At 34.7% G+C, this 18,077-nt stretch carries 12 protein-coding genes, 27 tRNA genes and 1 rRNA gene; 36 read left to right on the top strand and 4 right to left on the bottom strand.

Annotated elements, in window-relative coordinates:
- From rrf to CHB72_RS10655, 17 genes are all read left to right on the top strand, one after another.
- Nucleotides 1-97 (top strand): 5S ribosomal RNA (gene rrf, locus CHB72_RS10735); the annotation flags it as partial.
- Nucleotides 98-104: 7 nt separating this feature from the next.
- Nucleotides 105-179: transfer RNA gene (locus CHB72_RS10730), tRNA-Asn, on the top strand.
- Nucleotides 180-188: 9 nt separating this feature from the next.
- Nucleotides 189-277: transfer RNA gene (locus tag CHB72_RS10725), tRNA-Leu, on the top strand.
- An 8-nt stretch (nt 278-285) separates the two neighbouring features.
- Nucleotides 286-361 (top strand) — tRNA-Met (locus tag CHB72_RS10720).
- 4 nt (nt 362-365) lie between these two features.
- A tRNA-Met gene (locus CHB72_RS10715) sits at nt 366-442 on the top strand.
- Between the two features lie 5 nt (nt 443-447).
- Nucleotides 448-522, top strand: a tRNA-Glu gene (locus CHB72_RS10710).
- Between the two features lie 5 nt (nt 523-527).
- A tRNA-Val gene (locus CHB72_RS10705) sits at nt 528-603 on the top strand.
- A gap of 11 nt (nt 604-614) precedes the next feature.
- Nucleotides 615-691, top strand: a tRNA-Asp gene (locus tag CHB72_RS10700).
- A 7-nt stretch (nt 692-698) separates the two neighbouring features.
- A tRNA-Thr gene (locus tag CHB72_RS10695) sits at nt 699-774 on the top strand.
- 18 nt (nt 775-792) lie between these two features.
- Nucleotides 793-877 (top strand) — tRNA-Tyr (locus CHB72_RS10690).
- Between the two features lie 13 nt (nt 878-890).
- A tRNA-Leu gene (locus tag CHB72_RS10685) sits at nt 891-973 on the top strand.
- Nucleotides 974-987: 14 nt separating this feature from the next.
- Nucleotides 988-1,062 (top strand) — tRNA-Gly (locus CHB72_RS10680).
- A gap of 62 nt (nt 1,063-1,124) precedes the next feature.
- A tRNA-His gene (locus CHB72_RS10675) sits at nt 1,125-1,200 on the top strand.
- 13 nt (nt 1,201-1,213) lie between these two features.
- Nucleotides 1,214-1,289, top strand: a tRNA-Gln gene (locus tag CHB72_RS10670).
- A 12-nt stretch (nt 1,290-1,301) separates the two neighbouring features.
- A tRNA-Lys gene (locus tag CHB72_RS10665) sits at nt 1,302-1,377 on the top strand.
- A 9-nt stretch (nt 1,378-1,386) separates the two neighbouring features.
- Nucleotides 1,387-1,461 (top strand) — tRNA-Cys (locus CHB72_RS10660).
- 12 nt (nt 1,462-1,473) lie between these two features.
- A tRNA-Arg gene (locus CHB72_RS10655) sits at nt 1,474-1,550 on the top strand.
- Between the two features lie 103 nt (nt 1,551-1,653).
- On the opposite strand, the gene CHB72_RS28275 is transcribed toward CHB72_RS10655, so the two are convergent.
- Nucleotides 1,654-1,890, bottom strand: coding sequence for a tyrosine-type recombinase/integrase (locus tag CHB72_RS28275; protein ID WP_278277829.1), 237 nt, complete (start codon nt 1,888-1,890; stop codon nt 1,654-1,656).
- A 34-nt stretch (nt 1,891-1,924) separates the two neighbouring features.
- Between CHB72_RS28275 and CHB72_RS10645 the strand changes: the two genes are divergently transcribed.
- The 6 genes from CHB72_RS10645 (at nt 1,925) to CHB72_RS10620 (ending at nt 9,790) form a co-directional block, all read left to right on the top strand.
- A complete protein-coding gene (locus CHB72_RS10645; protein ID WP_089282860.1) occupies nt 1,925-2,122 on the top strand; it encodes a dihydrodipicolinate synthase family protein in 198 nt (65 codons plus the stop codon).
- Nucleotides 2,123-2,596: 474 nt separating this feature from the next.
- Nucleotides 2,597-4,138, top strand: a complete 1,542-nt coding sequence (locus tag CHB72_RS10640; protein ID WP_089282859.1) for a sigma 54-interacting transcriptional regulator — start codon at nt 2,597-2,599, stop codon at nt 4,136-4,138.
- 286 nt (nt 4,139-4,424) lie between these two features.
- Nucleotides 4,425-5,078, top strand: a complete 654-nt coding sequence (locus CHB72_RS10635; RefSeq protein WP_089282858.1) for a cobalamin B12-binding domain-containing protein — start codon at nt 4,425-4,427, stop codon at nt 5,076-5,078.
- On the top strand, nt 5,065-6,447 hold the full coding sequence (locus CHB72_RS10630) for a uroporphyrinogen decarboxylase family protein (protein ID WP_089282857.1): 1,383 nt from the start codon (nt 5,065-5,067) through the stop codon (nt 6,445-6,447). Before CHB72_RS10635 ends, CHB72_RS10630 begins: the two co-directional genes overlap by 14 nt.
- Before the next feature lie 344 nt (nt 6,448-6,791).
- Nucleotides 6,792-8,168, top strand: coding sequence for an MFS transporter (locus CHB72_RS10625; protein ID WP_089282856.1), 1,377 nt, complete (start codon nt 6,792-6,794; stop codon nt 8,166-8,168).
- Nucleotides 8,169-8,422: 254 nt separating this feature from the next.
- Nucleotides 8,423-9,790 carry a uroporphyrinogen decarboxylase/cobalamine-independent methonine synthase family protein gene (locus tag CHB72_RS10620; protein WP_089282855.1) on the top strand — a complete coding sequence of 456 codons (1,368 nt, stop codon included), beginning with the start codon at nt 8,423-8,425 and terminating at the stop codon, nt 9,788-9,790.
- A gap of 205 nt (nt 9,791-9,995) precedes the next feature.
- Here CHB72_RS10620 and CHB72_RS10615 read toward each other — a convergent pair whose 3' ends face one another.
- Nucleotides 9,996-10,703 carry a hypothetical protein gene (locus CHB72_RS10615; protein WP_089282854.1) on the bottom strand — a complete coding sequence of 236 codons (708 nt, stop codon included), beginning with the start codon at nt 10,701-10,703 and terminating at the stop codon, nt 9,996-9,998.
- 448 nt (nt 10,704-11,151) lie between these two features.
- Here CHB72_RS10615 and CHB72_RS10610 point away from each other — a divergent pair.
- The 12 genes from CHB72_RS10610 to CHB72_RS10555 all read left to right on the top strand — a co-directional run bounded on the left by CHB72_RS10610 (nt 11,152) and on the right by CHB72_RS10555 (nt 13,755).
- Nucleotides 11,152-11,226, top strand: a tRNA-Asn gene (locus CHB72_RS10610).
- A 9-nt stretch (nt 11,227-11,235) separates the two neighbouring features.
- Nucleotides 11,236-11,324, top strand: a tRNA-Leu gene (locus CHB72_RS10605).
- Nucleotides 11,325-11,332: 8 nt separating this feature from the next.
- A tRNA-Gly gene (locus tag CHB72_RS10600) sits at nt 11,333-11,406 on the top strand.
- 12 nt (nt 11,407-11,418) lie between these two features.
- Nucleotides 11,419-11,494 (top strand) — tRNA-Lys (locus CHB72_RS10595).
- Between the two features lie 12 nt (nt 11,495-11,506).
- Nucleotides 11,507-11,595, top strand: a tRNA-Ser gene (locus tag CHB72_RS10590).
- Between the two features lie 21 nt (nt 11,596-11,616).
- Nucleotides 11,617-11,708: transfer RNA gene (locus CHB72_RS10585), tRNA-Ser, on the top strand.
- A gap of 4 nt (nt 11,709-11,712) precedes the next feature.
- Nucleotides 11,713-11,789: transfer RNA gene (locus tag CHB72_RS10580), tRNA-Pro, on the top strand.
- Nucleotides 11,790-11,807: 18 nt separating this feature from the next.
- Nucleotides 11,808-11,884, top strand: a tRNA-Ile gene (locus CHB72_RS10575).
- A 32-nt stretch (nt 11,885-11,916) separates the two neighbouring features.
- Nucleotides 11,917-11,992 (top strand) — tRNA-Trp (locus CHB72_RS10570).
- Between the two features lie 12 nt (nt 11,993-12,004).
- Nucleotides 12,005-12,081 (top strand) — tRNA-Ile (locus CHB72_RS10565).
- An 8-nt stretch (nt 12,082-12,089) separates the two neighbouring features.
- Nucleotides 12,090-12,165: transfer RNA gene (locus tag CHB72_RS10560), tRNA-Phe, on the top strand.
- Nucleotides 12,166-12,345: 180 nt separating this feature from the next.
- Nucleotides 12,346-13,755: an S-layer homology domain-containing protein gene (locus CHB72_RS10555; RefSeq protein ID WP_089282853.1), complete on the top strand. Its 1,410-nt coding sequence runs from the start codon at nt 12,346-12,348 to the stop codon at nt 13,753-13,755.
- A 214-nt stretch (nt 13,756-13,969) separates the two neighbouring features.
- On the opposite strand, the gene CHB72_RS10550 is transcribed toward CHB72_RS10555, so the two are convergent.
- Both CHB72_RS10550 and CHB72_RS10545 read right to left on the bottom strand, forming a co-directional pair.
- A complete protein-coding gene (locus CHB72_RS10550; RefSeq protein WP_176431318.1) occupies nt 13,970-15,703 on the bottom strand; it encodes a sigma-54 interaction domain-containing protein in 1,734 nt (577 codons plus the stop codon).
- Nucleotides 15,704-16,032: 329 nt separating this feature from the next.
- Nucleotides 16,033-17,025 carry an asparaginase gene (locus CHB72_RS10545; protein ID WP_089282851.1) on the bottom strand — a complete coding sequence of 331 codons (993 nt, stop codon included), beginning with the start codon at nt 17,023-17,025 and terminating at the stop codon, nt 16,033-16,035.
- A 402-nt stretch (nt 17,026-17,427) separates the two neighbouring features.
- Between CHB72_RS10545 and CHB72_RS10540 the strand changes: the two genes are divergently transcribed.
- Nucleotides 17,428-18,039: a lactate utilization protein gene (locus CHB72_RS10540; RefSeq protein ID WP_089282850.1), complete on the top strand. Its 612-nt coding sequence runs from the start codon at nt 17,428-17,430 to the stop codon at nt 18,037-18,039.
- The last annotated feature ends 38 nt before the right edge of the window (nt 18,040-18,077 follow it).

Here is an 18,077-nt window from a genome sequence, read left to right as displayed (position 1 = left end):
GGTCACACCTGTTCCCATACCGAACACAGAAGTTAAGCCCTTCAGCGCTGATGGTACTTGGCGGGAAGCTGCCTGGGAGAGTAGGTCGTTGCGACATGGTTTGATCCAGAGTAGCTCAATGGTGGAGCACCCGGCTGTTAACCGGTAGGTTGGAGGTTCGAGTCCTCTCTCTGGAGCCAAATATAAGTGCCGAAGTGGCGGAACTGGCAGACGCACAGGACTTAAAATCCTGCGGTCCTTCAAGATCGTACCGGTTCGATTCCGGTCTTCGGCACCATTAACTATCGCGGGGTGGAGCAGCTGGCAGCTCGTCGGGCTCATAACCCGGAGGTCGCAGGTTCAAATCCTGTCCCCGCAACCAACATGGCGGCATAGCTCAGCTGGCTAGAGCGTTCGGTTCATACCCGAAAGGTCACAGGTTCGATTCCTGTTGCCGCTACCACATAGGGCCCCTTGGTCAAGCGGTCAAGACACCGCCCTTTCACGGCGGTAACAGGGGTTCGATTCCCCTAGGGGTCACCATATTAGGGAGCATAGCTCAGCTGGGAGAGCACCTGCCTTACAAGCAGGGGGTCACAGGTTCGAACCCTGTTGTTCCCACCAATCAATCACGCGGCCTGGTAGTTCAGTTGGTTAGAATGCCAGCCTGTCACGCTGGAGGTCGAGGGTTCGAGCCCCTTCCAGGTCGCCATATATATGCTGGTGTAGCTCAATTGGTAGAGCAGCTGATTTGTAATCAGCAGGTCGCGGGTTCGAGTCCCATCACCAGCTCCACTAAAAAAACACAAATATGGAGGGGTTCCCGAGTGGCCAAAGGGGGCAGACTGTAAATCTGTTGTCGACGACTTCGAAGGTTCGAATCCTTCTCCCTCCACCATAAAAGTACACATGCGGGTGTGGCGGAATTGGCAGACGCACTAGACTTAGGATCTAGCGGGCGACCGTGGGGGTTCAAGTCCCTCCACCCGCACCATATTTAAATTTTATGCGGAAGTGGCTCAGTGGTAGAGCATCGCCTTGCCAAGGCGAGGGTCGCGGGTTCGAGTCCCGTCTTCCGCTCCATTTTTTACTTTGTATAAGCAATGACGCAAAATCGTGGATTTTGGTCATTTACTTATTTTATGGTGGGTGTAGTCAAGTGGTTAAGACACAGGATTGTGGCTCCTGCACTCGTGGGTTCGAATCCCATCATCCACCCCATAACAAATAATATTGGGATATAGCCAAGTCGGTAAGGCAACGGACTTTGACTCCGTCATCCGCAGGTTCGAGTCCTGCTATCCCAGCCATTAATATACTAAGACCCATTAGCTCAGTCGGTAGAGCACCTGACTTTTAATCAGGGTGTCCCGCGTTCGAGTCGCGGATGGGTCACCATTTTCTAATGGCGGCATAGCCAAGTGGTAAGGCAGAGGTCTGCAAAACCTTTATTCCCCAGTTCAAATCTGGGTGCCGCCTCCAAAAATAAATTATGTGCCCATAGCTCAGCTGGATAGAGTGTCTGACTACGAATCAGAAGGTCGGGGGTTCGAATCCCTCTGGGCACACCAGAATAGTAAAACCTGTAGATTTCAACAATCATACAGGTTTTATTTTTTGCATATTTTTATAAAAAGCATATATTTTAGTGTTTATGGGGGTATAAAAGTATCACTATAAACGCACATTCTGACCTTTTAATCTGTCTAAGATCGATAGATTATGAAAGTTTTTCACAGTATAAGCACTGGCTAAATGTGAGTACATTCTCGTCATTTCGAGGGAAGTATGTCCAAGAATCATTTGAAGACTAAATGCATCTCCACCACTTATCAAATATTTTGTAGCAAAGGTATGACGGAGCAAGTGAGGTTTTAACCTTTCAATTCCTGTTTTCTTTTTAGTTAAAATAATAGTTTAAAATAATAGAAAGTGAGGAATTAAAATGAGTAAAGCACCAAAAGGAATATATGTTCCATTAATTACACCGTTTAATGATGATGAAAGCATTGACTTTCCGTCTTATAAGAAAGTAATTGATTTTGTAATTGAAAAGACAATAGGGGGGTTTCTGTCTAGGGGGCTCGGAATAGATTTTGCTGGCGTTCCTCTGTTAGTATTAGGAAGTCAGCAGGCTTATTAGAGCTTGTTAACCATACCAAAGCGGCCTCAAAAAACTTGAAAGGAAGTGTTCATATAACTGAATTTAAAAAAAAGATGAAAATAGATTTAGAGCTTAGGGGATTTAACTCAATCACTGTGAAATACTACATAGAGCATGTCAGTAGGTTCTTCAAATACTTTAATAAATCCCCGAAATTTCAAAAATATAAGAGTTTATGAAGTTTTAAAAAACTCAAAAAATAGAATCAGAAGGTCGGGGGTTTGAATCCCTCTGGGAGCACCAGATTGTCAAAAAGTTTGGAGATTTAAAAGCAAAGTGAAGGGTAGAACTAGCGCAGGAAATGCTTTCAAAATTTTAACAGATAATTAAAGGAAGTAACTAGTTAATGTGGAATTAAAATAACAAGCAAAATTGTTATAAGTAGATAAATTTCAACCAGATTGTAAGGAGGTAGGGAAAATAGTTATATAAGTAATTAGGAGGTGGTTTAAATTGCAAGAACTTCAAATGAGAATCAAAGAATTGGAAAACACATTAATTGAGCTTATTAAAGAAAAGAAAGAGCTCCATTTTAATAATCAGCAATTAATAATAGAGAATAGAGAGCTGAAATTCAAAGTAAATCTCATGGAGGATATCCTAGATAATATGCATGAAGCCGTACATGCTGTTGACACTGAAGGGAAATTAATTATTTACTCTAAACCTAATGAAAAATATAATCCTTGTAAGAAAGAAGACGTCATAGGACAGCATGAAAGCACCATATGGAAACAGCCTTCAAACTTTGTAATTGATAAAGAGCAAATTATTAGAGACGGTAAACCTATGAAAAATATTAATATTATAGGTAATTCAGTGCTAGGTAAAGGATTTCATATTATTGCAGGATTTTACCCTTATTTTGAGAATGGTGAATTTAAGGCCTTCTATTATACTGGAAGAGATACAACAAAGGTAGACTCTTTAATTATGGAAACCTATGAATTGAAGAGAAAAATAAGTCAGGCTAATAATGAGAAGAACATGGAAAATGGTTGTAAATTTACTTTAGATGATATAATAGGAAACAGTACTTCCATACAAGCGTGTAAAGATAAAGCTCGAAAAATCGCAAATTATAACGCCAATATACTTATATATGGAGAAACTGGTACTGGTAAAGAGTTATTTGCTCAAGGTATCCATAATGAAAGCTTATATGCACATGAGCCTTTTATTGCATTAAACTGCTCAGCTGTACCTGAAACTTTAATTGAGAGTTTACTCTTTGGTACTGTTAAAGGAGCTTTTACAGGTGCAGAAAATATCCCAGGATTGTTTGAGCAAGTGGGCAAAGGTACTCTATTTTTAGATGAAGTCAACTCAATGCCTTTATATATGCAGGCAAAACTACTTCGTGTTCTACAGGAGAAGAAAATTAGACGGATCGGAGACAATAGGAACATAGATGTTGATTGCTGTATTATAAGTGCAACAAATGTGGATCCCAAGGAAGCTATTAAAAAAAATATTTTAAGGGAAGATTTTTACTATAGAATAGCTACTGTTCAATTAATTATAACGTCACTTAGAGATAGAAAAGAAGATATACCTATCCTTATTAATTTTTTTATTGAAAAGTTTAATGAAAAATTCGGGAAAAAAGTCGAATGCATAGACAATAACGTCATGAATTTCTTTTTAGAATACCAGTGGCCAGGAAATGTGCGGGAACTCATTAATACTTTAGAATGTGCTATTATGCTTTCAGAAAATAATGAAACCATTTTAACAGCTGAATATTTTCCAAACTATATACATTACACGAGAAATAAAAGCTATAAAAAAAGAAAAATCAGGGATGAAGAAGAAAGTTTTGTTGATTTTTCTAGTAATAGTGAAAGTTTACGTACCCTATTAGAAGATTATGAAAAAGAAATCATTTTACATGTTATAAATAGCAGTAATAATAATATTTCTGTATCGGCTAGATATCTAGGTATTGATCGAAAATCTTTATATAGAAAAATCCAAAAATACAATTTGAAATAATGAATAGCCACTGAGTCATTATGACACATGTGTAATTGTGCTACATAGCTATTGAACGGGGAAAAACTTATTTATTATGAAACAAACTGTGCAATTTTGACACAGTTTGTTTTTGTTTGAAATTAAACTCCATGAATCAAAACCCTAGGACATTGTAATTCCAAGTAAAAATAAAAAAACTAAAAAATCAGAAAATTGGAACGATGTTTGCTTTAACCTATAATTGTACGCTTAGCATTAGAGAAAAGTCATAAGTATACTAACCATATATAAAGGAGGGTATTTCATGATGGAACTCAAAACGTTGTCACAAATGATAGGAGACCTTGAAGAGGACCAAGTATTAGAGATGTTAAACACTTTCGTATCAAGTAATCCTAGTCAGGAGGATGCTCAAAAGGTAGTGAATGCATGTCAAGAGGGAATGGGTATAGTAGGAGAATTATTTGAAAAAGGCGAGTATTTCGTAGGGGACCTGATATTTGCAGGAGAACTATTAACAGCAGCCATGGATGTGTTAAAACTAGTAATGGATAGCTCAGGTGAGGAAAAAACTGGGACCATAGTACTTGGAACAGCTCATGGTGATTTACATGATATCAGTAAAAACATATTTAAAAGCATGGCACAGGCAGCTGGGTTTGAGGTGTATGACTTAGAGATAGATCAGTCAGCAAGTGAATTTGTAGAAAAAGTAAAGGAAGTACAACTGGATATAGTAGGCATGAGTGGCGTGTTGACATTAGCAATAGATGCAATGAAAGACACAGTTGAGGCATTAGTAGAAGCAGGATTAAGGAATGAAGTAAAAGTAATCATTAGAGGAAATCCTGTCACAAAAGAGTCATGTGAGCATATAGGTGCAGATGCCTTTACTACAAACGCAGCTGAGGGGGTAAAAATATGTCAAGGGTGGGTGAAACAATATGTCAGATGTTAAAGTTTTACAAGATCCAAAAGAATTGCAAGAGGAAAGAACAAGCATTTTTCATGATGTATACTTCAACAATAAAATCCCCAAGAGGGTTCCAGTTAGTCTTTCCTTACCATTTGAAGCTATAGCTGAATTTGGAGAACTTGATATAGTAGAGGCTCAATGGAATTCTGCAATTGCAGAAGAAACAGCTGATAAACTTTGCCAAACCTTATATTCTGATGTTAATCCATTTTCTGGGTCTCTTAGATTCCCTTCGTTTTATCAAGCTCTTAAATCCCAGTCCTTTGTTATGGGCTCTAACGGATTTTTTCAGCATCCTGAAGTAGTGGGTATGTTGGATGAAGAATACGACTATCTTATTGAAAAACCATACGATTGTTTGCTTGAAAAAGTAATACCAAGACAATATAAGGCATTGGATTTAAACGATCCTGTTAATATGGCAATAAGCTTTGCAAAGAGTCTATTGGGATTCACTAACGATTTTATGACAAGTGGTCAGCTTGGTGGTAAGCTGACAGAAAAATATGGCTATTATGCAGGTGGATTATTATCTGGTGGATTTACAGAAGCTCCTTTTGACTTTTTGGCGGACCAATTAAGAAGCTTTAAAGGCGTTAGCATGGATGTAAGAAGAATGCCTGAAAAGGTAGCGGAAGCCTGTGAAGCTTTATATCCCATAGTATTTAAGAAAGGATTGCCTGCAAATATAACTAGAGAATCTACAGTATTTATACCATTGCATATGCCTACATTTATGAGAGAAAAAGACTTTGCCAAGTTATGGTGGCCAAGTTTCAAAAAGATGTTAGATGAATATGCCTCTATGGGCGTACATGCTTCGATCTTCTGTGAAGATGACTGGACCAGATATCTTGATTATCTGTATGAATTACCAACCGATACAATAATGATGTTTGAGTACGGTGATGCTAAAAAAATCAAAGAAAAACTAGGCAAAAAACATATCATAACAGGTTTATATCCAGTAACAATGCTTAAGACCCATACAAAGCAGCAATGTATAGATAAAGCCAAAGAAATGGTTGACATATTGGCTCCCGGTGGAAAATATGTTTTTGGATTGGATAAACATCCACTCTCAATTGGTGATGTCAATATGGAAAACTTCTGTGCAGTAGCAGAATATGTACGAGATTATGCTGTTTACAGCAATATAGGAGAGACAGCTGGGTTGCAATTTAATAAAGAAGACTACAAAGTTCTTCCATCAAGAAGATTAGAAAGTAAGTATTTTAAAAGATGGGATCAATATAAGGTAGAAAATCCTAGAGTATCAGATTTTGGAGCACCAAAACTGCAAGGATATGAAGAGATGATCTTCCAATATCTAATATTCCTACTACTTTAACCTAAGATTTTTAGAAATGATATTCAATTGTATTAACCCGCTATGCTATAAGCAAGTTCTCTTACTTATAATTACATACGTTAACAACAGTTTTAAACCTACACAACTATTTTTAAAATGTAGCGGAGAATTTATTCTTCGCTACGTCCAACAAAAATCAGCAATTTGAGACGCAGCCCTGTAGGTTAGTACATTATGAAACCTAAATAAAGTATCATTTATTTAGCGCATTCATTAGCTTTATAGGTTTATTTTATAATTAAGTGCTCTAGAAAATATATATAATTTCAATATAAAAAGTGAGGCAATTGTCTTTAAATATATTATATAAGGGGGTTATAAATATGGGAGAAAAAAAACTTCCAAACAAGGTAGTATTTGGTTATGGTGTGGCTGATTTCACTTTTAACCTAATGATGATGGGGGCAGTAACATACTATGCATATTTTTTAACAGATATTGTCATGATTAATGCAGCCATTGCAGGGATTATATTACTAATTGCGCGTATAGGAGATGCTATTTCGGTACCTCTTAGTGGAGCGATTATACAAAAAACACAACTTAAATGGGGACAATTTCGCTCATGGCTACTTGTGGCTCCACCCATTACAGGTTTGTTCTTTATATTAATGTTTACAAATTTTAACATGAGTGTAACTGCAAAAGCAATTTTCCTTTGCGTTGCTTATACTATAGGACATATCAGTGTAAACTTTGCTTTTAATGGTCACTTAGCATTGATCTCAGTTCTTGGAAAAACACCGTTAGACAGGGTTAATCTTTCAACAAAGAAAGCACAATTTCAAACGTTTTCAGGTGTTGCTTTTGCTTTATTATTTATGCCTCTTGTTGGGATTTTAGGAAGTGGAAATGAAGCAACGGGATTTCTCTATACAGTAGCACTTTTTGCTGTTTTACAAATATTAGGGTATTGGTATACCTTTAAAATAACCAAAGATTATGAAAGTTATGATTCAAATAAAAAACTTGATGGAACCACAGGGTTAACAGCAGGAGAAATGATCAAACAAATCTTTGGAAATAGTCAGCTACTAATTATTATGTTAGTAGATTCCTTTAGAACTACAGCCATGTTTGGAATTATAGGACTGCTCTCTTATTACTTTGTATATATAGCAGGCAATTTGAACTTGATTACAGTGGGCATGTTCGTAGGTACCCTTGGTACATTCGTAGGCAGTTTATTTGCTCCAGCAGTAGCAAAAAGAATAGGTAAAAAGAACACTTATATTTTATCTTGTTCGATTTCTCTTATTGCATATATGTTAATGCGATTACTTGGTCAAAATTATGTTGTCTTTATAGGTCTATCTGCTTTAGGAAACATCGGAATAATCTTGTCCATGGCACTTGGTCCTGCTGTATATATGGACGCAGCTGAATATGGATTTTACAAGACAGGTAAAGATAGTACTGCTTTTATTATGTCAATGCTTTCAATGCCCATTAAAATAGGTGTAGCTTTAAGCGGTGCAGCTATTGGGTTTGGCCTCGCGGCAATCGGATATGATCCAACTGTTGCTGTTACGCCTACTTTTCTAAGCAGTATGATGAATGTAATAGCCTTGATACCAGCAGGATGTGCTCTTGTATCATTAATATTAGTATTTTTCTACAAATTAGATGAAAAAACAATGCAGATGTATATGGAGAAAAATGCGGTGACCCGAGCAGAAAGTGGTGCTGGAGAAGTTTAATATTTATGCAGAACCTCCATAATATGAATGATTAACTGTCTAATTTTGAATTAAGTTTCTAAGGAAATAGGTGCTTAACTATGCTAGGTACCTGTTTTAAGAAATTTTCTTGAAGACTTAACTAGTTTAATGAATTCTCTATGAAGAACTTATGAAGAATAAAACAACAAAGATGTAAAAGAAAAAATGTGTAAATATCATTTAATTGATACCATTTGGGTTGAGGTACTAATTTAATTAAAGGGGGTTAGGAAATGAAAGATATAAAAAGACTTCAAGAAGAAAGAAGACAGCTATTTGAAGATTTATTTGATGGTAAAATACCAAAGAGAGTACCAATTAGTGCAAATTTGCCTCTTGAGTTTTGTATTGAATATGCAAGACTACCTTTAGCAGAAACTCAATGGACATTAAAAGGAGTGGAGAAGGCCTTCGAAAAGGCTTGTCAAATGACGAGCTCAGATATGTATCCTCTGGGATTTGCAAGATTTCCTGCTCATCTGCAGATATTGGGTTCAAAAGCCTTTGTAATGGGCTCTAACGGATTTATCCAACATCCCGAAGTGATTGGTATGGCAGTAGATGAATACGATGAATTTATTAAAAATCCATACGATTGTATCGTGGAAAAAATACTTCCAAGATTATATCCTGAGTTAAATACAAACCCTGTAACACGCTCTCTGGTAATGGCAAAGGCATTTAAAGCATTTTATGATTATATTGAGGAATATGGAAAAATAGATGCTAGATTGATAGAAAAATATGGATTTCATAGGGTGCCAGTAGAATCTTTTAGCGTAGTAACCGCTCCATTCGACTTTGTAGCTGATTTTTTAAGAAGTTTTAAGGGAATAGCTATGGATGTGAAAAGATGTCCAGAAAAAATAGTAGAGGCATGTGAAGCAATGCTTCCTATTCAAATTAAAAGGGGAATACCTCCTGTACCTTCTAAGTTTGGGCATACCTTTGTACCACTGCATATGGGTACTTATTTAAGAAACAAAGATTTTGAAAAGTTGTATTGGCCTACATTTGGTAAGATGATTCATGCTCTTGCAGAAGCAGGTCAGCCCTGTTTGATATTCTGTGAACATGATTGGATGAGATATCTGGATTATCTCTATGAACTTCCAGAAAACACAAGATTATACTTTGAATTTGGCGATCCAAAATTGGTGAAAGAAAAGCTTGGTAAGAAGCATATTCTTTCGGGGTTTTACCCTTTAACCTATTTACAAACAGCAACAAAACAGCAGTGTATAGACAAAGCAAAGGAGCTTATCGATATTCTCGCACCCGGCGGTAAATATTATTTTGAGTTTGATAAGAGTCCTGTCACACTGGATAGTGTAAATGTAGAAAACTATGCAGCAGTGCTTCAATATGTAGCAGAAAATTCAAAATATGACAATCCAGGAGGATCTGCAAGATCAGAAAATAAATTAGAAAATAAAGCAACTAAAACTGAAATACCTGAATTTAAATCAAAATACTATAAATCATGGGAAGACTATAGAAAAGGACATCCAGAAATTAATCCAAAGCTAGAGTCGGTAATAGCTCAGAAACTACAAAGCTATGAAGAAATGCTATTTATGATGATGTTTATGCTAATGTAAAATGATTGATAACCAGTTAAAAAGAAAAATACCTAAAGATAATTAGATAGAAATAGATTATAGATAATTGATTGAATCCACTTTGCTATTAACATTCTGAGATCGTATATTTTTCAAAGCATTAAAATATACCCTGTAGTGTAATAACTGCAGGGTATATTTAGAGATATGGCATTTCTGTTAGAAATAAATCCGTATTAATGGCTTAATTTTTAAACTGTTTATTACTTTGGAAAAAATAATTTAAATTTAAAATCAAGGATTCTAAGCTTTTTACAAGTCTTTTAAAGTTATTCCAATTATCTTTCTTATGAATATCTCGATAATAACCATTAATTTCTAATTGGAAGGATGGTACTCTAGTATTTTGCCAAATTGTTTTAACAACAGTTCCTTTTTTATCAGCATTATATAAACAATTAAAATGTACATCGTAAATGTTTTGTTCATTAAAACAATTAACAATTATTTTTTCAATCCTTTTATTGATTGATAAACCATTAAGTGTACCAACATCAATTAACAAATTTCGGTTTTTATGTATGCCATGTAAGTCAATAAGACACTGCAGGGAATGTTGGCTTACCTTAGATAATAGAAAACTTTTATACTCACAAATTTCATCATGATTAGAATCGCCATTGCCAGTTGAGGTTCTATAAATAACATGACAGTTTGTAAGGTTACCTAATAATATTGCTAAACTGCCAGTGAATATATCAGATTTTTTAATAAAACCATTTCGAACTTGTTTTACAGCATGAGGAGACGATACGATGATAGGAATAACCCCTTGTTTATATTGAAATAACTTATGATCATCATCCCCGAAGTAATTGTTTAGTGAAAACTGTTTCTCAAGTTTTAAAGCTGTTAAAACTAACTGATGGTCAAAGTCTGTAGCGTCATACATTTTGTAGTCACCTTCCTTTTGGTAATGAAAAATATTATCTTAGATTATTAGTACTATGTAAGAAGCTAGCTTTTAAAAAAAATTTTAAAAACCGTTGCCTATTTCTATTATTAGTTTTATTATTTTAAGAAAAAAGCAGTAATTAATGGATATCCTTTTAGAATAGATACAAACACAACAAGGTTCGGTTATAATTGTTATATATTAAAATGAAAAAGAAGACTTTTGGTAAATTTTACATTTAAAAAATTAATAAATAATAAAATAAATAGGGTTGACAATACTTAAAAAAAGTGTATAATAGATTATGTCGCTATTTTATATTAAGTTAATTTAGGGCAATAAGTTAAGAGGTAAGACCTTAAAAATTGTAATAATGACAATAACTGATCTTCTTGACAAGCCATTAAAAATATGGTTATATATTTTCAAGACAAAGTTTAATCGATCCAGAGTAGCTCAATGGTGGAGCACCCGGCTGTTAACCGGTAGGTTGGAGGTTCGAGTCCTCTCTCTGGAGCCAAATATAAGTGCCGAAGTGGCGGAACTGGCAGACGCACAGGACTTAAAATCCTGCGGTCCTTCAAGATCGTACCGGTTCGATTCCGGTCTTCGGCACCACAGATTATGCGGGTGTAGTTCAGTGGTAGAACTTCAGCCTTCCAAGCTGACCGCGAGGGTTCGATTCCCTTCACCCGCTCCAATAATATGATATGACCCATTAGCTCAGTCGGTAGAGCACCTGACTTTTAATCAGGGTGTCCCGCGTTCGAGTCGCGGATGGGTCACCATTTAACATGTAAGGAGAGGTGTCCGAGCGGTTTAAGGAGCTGGTCTTGAAAACCAGTGACTCCGAAAGGGGCCGTGGGTTCGAATCCCACCCTCTCTGCCAAAGAATACGATTATAATGAATGGAGAAGTACTCAAGTAGGCTGAAGAGGACGGTTTGCTAAACCGTTAGATCGCGTAAGCGGTGCGCGGGTTCGAATCCCGCCTTCTCCGCCATTTTCCGGGTGTAGCGCAGTTTGGTAGCGCACATGGTTTGGGACCATGGGGTCGGGAGTTCGAATCTCTCCACCCGGACCATTTAAACTTAAAGAATTAGGGCCTTTAGCTCAGTTGGTCAGAGCGTCCGGCTCATAACCGGCAGGTCCGGGGTTCGAGTCCCTGAAGGCCCACCATTTTTCTTAATAACCCACAACCGATTAATAATAGGGGTGTAGTTCAGTTGGTAGAACGTCGGTCTCCAAAACCGAATGTCGTGGGTTCAAATCCTGCCGCCCCTGCCAAAAACAAAAAAAGGGCTCATAGCTCAGCAGGTTAGAGCGCACGCCTGATAAGCGTGAGGTCGGTGGTTCGAGTCCACTTGAGCCCACCATAATATGCGCCCAGATAGCTCAGTCGGTAGAGCAGGGGACTGAAAATCCCCGTGTCGGTGGTTCGATTCCGCCTCTGGGCACCACAAAATGTTAAGTAACTAGTACAAGTGTACTAGTTATTGTTTTTTCGAAGATTTTATATAATTAGATGATTATTAGCATTATAGCAGGATATATAGAAAATATGTAGAATTCCATAAATTAGAAATAGACGATGGAAAGTAAATCTATTTATTCAGTAATCTATATAGGGGGATAATTATATGAAAAGCATCAAGTATATTGTTATTTTAACTTTGTTTTTATCTATTAATTATATCTATGGAATTAGCTACTTTCCAGATATTAATAATCATTGGGCTAGTAGCTATATCAAATGGGCTATGAATGATGCTGATCTGTTTAGTGAGGATTATAATGGTACGTTTGAACCGAATCAATATATGACTAGAGGAGAATTTATTAATTTATTAGATAAGATTTTACATTTACAAAACATGTATGATAACAAAAAAGTAGATAAGGATAATTATTTTTATTCTGATTTAAGCAAAAGTGATAGTGGTTATGAAAGTGTAATATCATTAATTAATTATATTAACCAATATTCTACTAACGGTATCACTTTCTTTGATATATATCCATCAGCACAGCTAAATATAAATCAAGCTATTACCCGCTATGAAGCTGCTCTATTAGCTAGAGCAATCACAACACCGCCTATTCAGGAAATACAAGGACACACCTATAAAGATGTATCACCTAATATAAGAAGATATACTGATATAAAAGAAGTAATTGACAACAATATTATTGGAGGCTATGAGGATGGTACACTTAAATTGCATAATAAAGTAACACTAGCTGAAGCTGCTGTAGTTGGCAAGAAAATTTATGATGATTTAGAGTATATTCAGAAAGATTATTTAAAGCTTCTTCCCATCGAAAGCAATGTTGAAAAAGAGAAGTTTCCTTTATTTCAGATAATCAATCATGGGAATAACCTATCCTCTGAGGATAAAAGGTTTATTAATGCTGTGACATCTTTAGAATATCTATATTTTGTGGGATACATACCTTATGAAGAAAGGCATATATATGATACAAATCCAATAGATACCTTATGGGAATTGAAAGATAAGGATTACTATAATGTACTTGGTACAAACTACTATTTACTAAAATGGGATAAAGAATTGGTTTTAGAAAGAAAAATAAAATTAATAAGAGAAGCTATGGAGCATTACTTAAGTATGCAGGATAAAAATTTTGAAGGTGTTTATAGTTTTTTTCAAGTAGCAAGAGAGCACTATCCTTCAGAAGATTTAGTAGAAATAATGGAAAGCATTTTTTATGAGATTGAAAATCATAAAGACGCAACATTAATAGGTGTACTGTTATCAGAACTATATTATGAAGAAAATAGATATAATGATATTACATTTGTCTATCAGCATCTATTAAAGACTGAAGAAAATATATTGACAAGAGTGCGAATAGTAACTAATTACGGTTATATTCTTTGTGAATCAAGTGGTTATGATGAGGCAACTAAATACTTAAATAATTCATGGAGAGATATAAAGAGCCATAGACAATATGCACAAAATAGAAGAGAAATAGATACTATGATCACTTCTATTTTGAAGCAGCTAAAAATAAAGAATACTTAATGAAAATATATAAAGTGGTTCAGTAATTTTTCATAGGAAAACTATAGATATTTCCTTATAAAAAATTTTGATAGAAATTGATGAAATCTATTCTTAAAACGATTAATAGGCATTCTTTTCTTATTGAGCAAAATAAAGAAAAGAATGCCTTAGCTACGCTTTAGCCTAGATATACAATTAATAACTTTTACTTCTACAGTTTTTAGAATACAATTTAACCAGCGGAAGAATCACAATCACTTAAATCAGCTTCTGTGATTTTATATTTATTAATTTTTCTTACTATTGTAGGCTGACTGACGCCTAATGCCTTAGCAACTTCTCTAGTAGTTTTGTATTTAATTACTGCTTTGTGGATGATCTGTTTTTCTACTTCTTCGATAGTATCCTTTAAGTTTACGGTACTTGTAGGAACTTTAATATCAGAGGAATTATCTCCCTCGCTTATTATATAGTTTGGCAGATTTTGTGGCAGGATAATATCTTGTTTTGTAGTAATAACAACTCTTTCGATAATATTTTCTAGCTCTCTAACATTACCAGGCCAAGGATATTTCAGTAGTATTGCTACTGCATTAGAATCTATTCGTTTCACTAGGTTGAATTTTTTGTTATATTTACGAAGAAAATGGCGAATGAGGGGAAATATATCTTCGGGTCTTTCATGTAAACAAGGTATATGAATAGGTACAACGTTTAATCTATAGAATAAATCCTCTCTAAATTTCTTTTCATGTACCATATTTTGTAAATCTTTATTTGTAGCAGCTATAATTCTTACATCGACAGGAATAGTAGTTATGCCACCAACTTTTTGGATTTCCTTGTCCTGTATGACTTGGAGTATTTTTACCTGTAGATTTAATGGCAACTCACCAATTTCATCTAGAAAAATGGTACCCTTATGGGCTAATTCGAACAGGCCCATTTTTCCCTGTTTTTTAGATCCAGTAAAAGCACCGTATTCGTATCCAAAAAGCTCGGACTCCAATAAAGATTCTGGAATAGCTCCACAGTTTACTTTGATAAGAGAATGATTACTTCTAGGACCAGATTGATGAATATACTTTGCTATTTCACCTTTTCCAACGCCTGATTCACCAGTGATTAAAACGGTAGAATCAACCTGAGATAATCTCTTAGCCAACAGTAATATATCCTTCATTTCCTGGCTTTCGATAATAAAATCATTCATGATTACCTGTTGCTTTTCCCTAAGCTCTTCTAACTCATTTTGTATGTCTTCTAATTCATTTTTCAAAACAATTAATTCTGTAATATCTCTAGAAGTACTGACCACTTGCTTTATATTGCCATCAACGTCTAGAATAGGGGTTCCTGTAGTTAGTACTCTTTTACCTTTTTTATTATTGTGAAGAATAGAAATTTGTTGTTTTTTCCTAAATACTTCTTTTGCAACTGAATGAGAAAATACACCTATTTTTTCAAGTGTGTCTATATTTTTCCCAATTAAGTCTTCTCTTTTTATTTCATATAATTGTTCACATGCTTTGTTTACCCATACAGTGTTTCCATTCTTATCATCAATAGTAATGGCTTCTTGTACGGAGTCGAGTATTAGCTTTACCTCTTGAAAGTTTACATTTGATATGAAACTACATATTTTTTCACAATCATAAATTATAATCCCATAGACTATATTATCCTCATGCCTTTCAAGAACAAAGGAGTTGATCATAAAATCCTTTGTTGTATTTAAAGAAATCTTTTGAATATCTTCTTTTTCAACCAACTTTAATAGATCTTCAATCGAATCTTTAACCTCAACTTTTTTCGTGTATTCTTCTAAGAAGTTTAGAGCTTTACTGTTTTTGAAATAAATTTTATATTTTTGATCGAAAATTATTACGCCTATAGGAAGCAGATTGATTAATGGTTCAATATGTTTTAAGATAAGAAGACCTCCTTTTAAAAGTGAATTTATCAAAAAATGCAACATAGGGTGATGAACACTTTTGAGAACATGTAAATAGCAAAATGCGTTATTCTAAATATTGTGAAAATTCAAATAGAAATAATCTTAATATCATCGATTACTGTAAAATAAGCACCGAAACAATAATTTGTTCTAGAAAGAAAGTATTGAATTCTGATAATAATTAGATTTCTACAAAAATAAAGAGATTCCTGCAAAATTATTGGTATTAAATATATACTTTGTGACAGATTTTGCAAGAAGTTTTCTGTTGTAGATATAAATATTAATAAACCACCTTTGTGCAAGGTGGCTATAACTTGTTAAAATTTTAATGCTTTTTATTGATATTGATTACTTTCTATCATTTCTCTTATAGCATCTAACTCATTAGATATACTTAAAGCTAGCATTAACTTAATTCGGGCTTTTTGTCCAGGCAAGTCTCCTCCAAGAATAACACCTAGATTTCTTAATTGCCTACCTCCACCTTCATAGCCATAAGTATCCAAGACACGCCCTGTAGGGCAACGTGAAACCATAACAACTACAACATTATTAGTTAGAGCATATTCTATTCCCTCTAACATAGCAGGTGGAACATTACCTCTACCTAGAGCTTCGATAACAATACCCTTAGCACCAGTATCAACACAGTATTTAACAAGCTTAGAATCCATTCCTGCTACACATTTAATCAAATCAACGTTAGGTATAATGGTTTTGGCTGGGATATGCTGTCTATCAAGTATTTGGCGATGAAAAATCACTTTATCGTTATCAACGATTCCTAATGCTCCAAATTCTAAAGATTTGAATGTATTTAACCGTAATGTATTGGTTTTAGTAACCTCACTGGCAGCATTTACTTCATTGTTCATTACTACTAGAACACCCTTATTCTTTGCATCAGGAGAAATAACTGTACATACGGCTGAAGCTAAATTACTAGGACCATCATAGCCTAACTCAGAGCTATTTCTCATGGCACCTACCACGACCACAGGCTTTTCACAATTAATTGTGAGATCTAATAAGTATGCTGTCTCTTCCAAAGTATCTGTACCATGGGTAATAATAACACCAGCGATATCTTTTCTTTCTAATGTTTCAACAACAAGCTTTTGCATATCCATCATCATCAAAGGATCAATATGAGGACCGGGAAGTTTAGAAAAGTTTATAGGTTCAATTTCTGCAAACTTATCTATATTTGTTACCAAAGACATAATTTCCTCATTTGATAAGGAAGGGATTGCTGCACCAATTCGGGGATCTACAGTCATAGAAATAGTTCCTCCAGTAAATATAATAGCAACTTTAGGTTTTGACATAAAATACCTCCTTTAATAATATAGAACAATGTTATTACAAAACAAATAGAACATAAATTATAAAACATAGCATGTACCATTACTTATATATTAACAGATTTACTTTTATCAATCAAAATAAAAAAAATCCGGGACCGGCCCGGATAAAATGAAAAAAATTTGTTTAAAAGGGGTATTGGGAATAGAGATTATATTTACGAGGTTATCAGGGGGATAACCATAAAATAATTATAGCAAATGTCGACAAAATGTGCAATAGTTTGTCGACATATATTTTGTGATTATTAGCAAATAATGATTTTTAATTGAAATATTATTAAAATTTTCCATAAGTATATTTGGATTCGATATCTTTATAGTATATAATAGGATTAAAAGAAATTTCCAAAGGTGGGGTTAAGAATGGAAACTATAGTAAAGGAATTAATAAGGAACCTAGAGAAAAGAAAAATAAATGCAAAGTTCTTTAATACTAAGGAAGAAGCAAAAACAGAAATATTAAAAGAATTAGAGACCCATACGAACATAGGGATTGGTGGATCTATGACGATTATGGAAATGAACCTGCATGAAGAGTTAATGAAAAAAGGGAAAAATGTTCATTGGCATTGGTTAGTAGAGCCTGAGAAGAGGAATGAAGTTAGACAACTTGCCTCAAATGCGGATGTCTATCTAACAAGTACCAATGCATTAACAGAGAGTGGGGAATTAGTTAATATTGATGGAATGGGAAATAGGGTTAGTGCCATGTACTATGGACCTAAAAAGGTGGTGGTAGTTTGTGGCATAAATAAAATTTGTAGTGACTTAATTTCCGCTATGGATAGAATCAAGGCAGAGGCTTGTCCACCAAATGCAAAACGACTTGGATTGAAGACTCCCTGTGCACTAACTGGAAATTGTAATAACTGTTTAAGTGAAGATAGAATGTGTAATGTAACAGTAATTATTAACCATAAACCAATGACTATTGATCTAAACGTATATATTATTGGTGAATCTTTAGGTTTTTAAGATACTTTTCTAAGGCACTCAATATCATGATGATACTG

The organism is Anaerovirgula multivorans (assembly GCF_900188145.1).
GTDB lineage: Bacteria > Bacillota > Clostridia > Peptostreptococcales > Natronincolaceae > Anaerovirgula > Anaerovirgula multivorans.
The sequence above is the reverse complement of the archived record's forward strand: the minus strand, read 5'-3'. Positions and strand labels throughout refer to the sequence as shown.

Bases quoted from the DNA above. Each gene is read 5' to 3' on its own strand.
- CHB72_RS10645 (WP_089282860.1), top strand. From the start codon at position 1,925: ATGAGTAAAGCACCAAAAGGAATATATGTTCCATTAATTACACCGTTT.
- CHB72_RS10635 (WP_089282858.1), top strand. From the start codon at position 4,425: ATGATGGAACTCAAAACGTTGTCACAAATGATAGGAGACCTTGAAGAG.
- CHB72_RS10630 (WP_089282857.1), top strand. From the start codon at position 5,065: ATGTCAGATGTTAAAGTTTTACAAGATCCAAAAGAATTGCAAGAGGAA.
- CHB72_RS10625 (WP_089282856.1), top strand. From the start codon at position 6,792: ATGGGAGAAAAAAAACTTCCAAACAAGGTAGTATTTGGTTATGGTGTG.
- CHB72_RS10620 (WP_089282855.1), top strand. From the start codon at position 8,423: ATGAAAGATATAAAAAGACTTCAAGAAGAAAGAAGACAGCTATTTGAA.
- CHB72_RS10615 (WP_089282854.1), bottom strand. From the start codon at position 10,703: ATGTATGACGCTACAGACTTTGACCATCAGTTAGTTTTAACAGCTTTA.
- CHB72_RS10555 (WP_089282853.1), top strand. From the start codon at position 12,346: ATGAAAAGCATCAAGTATATTGTTATTTTAACTTTGTTTTTATCTATT.
- CHB72_RS10545 (WP_089282851.1), bottom strand. From the start codon at position 17,025: ATGTCAAAACCTAAAGTTGCTATTATATTTACTGGAGGAACTATTTCT.
- CHB72_RS10540 (WP_089282850.1), top strand. From the start codon at position 17,428: ATGGAAACTATAGTAAAGGAATTAATAAGGAACCTAGAGAAAAGAAAA.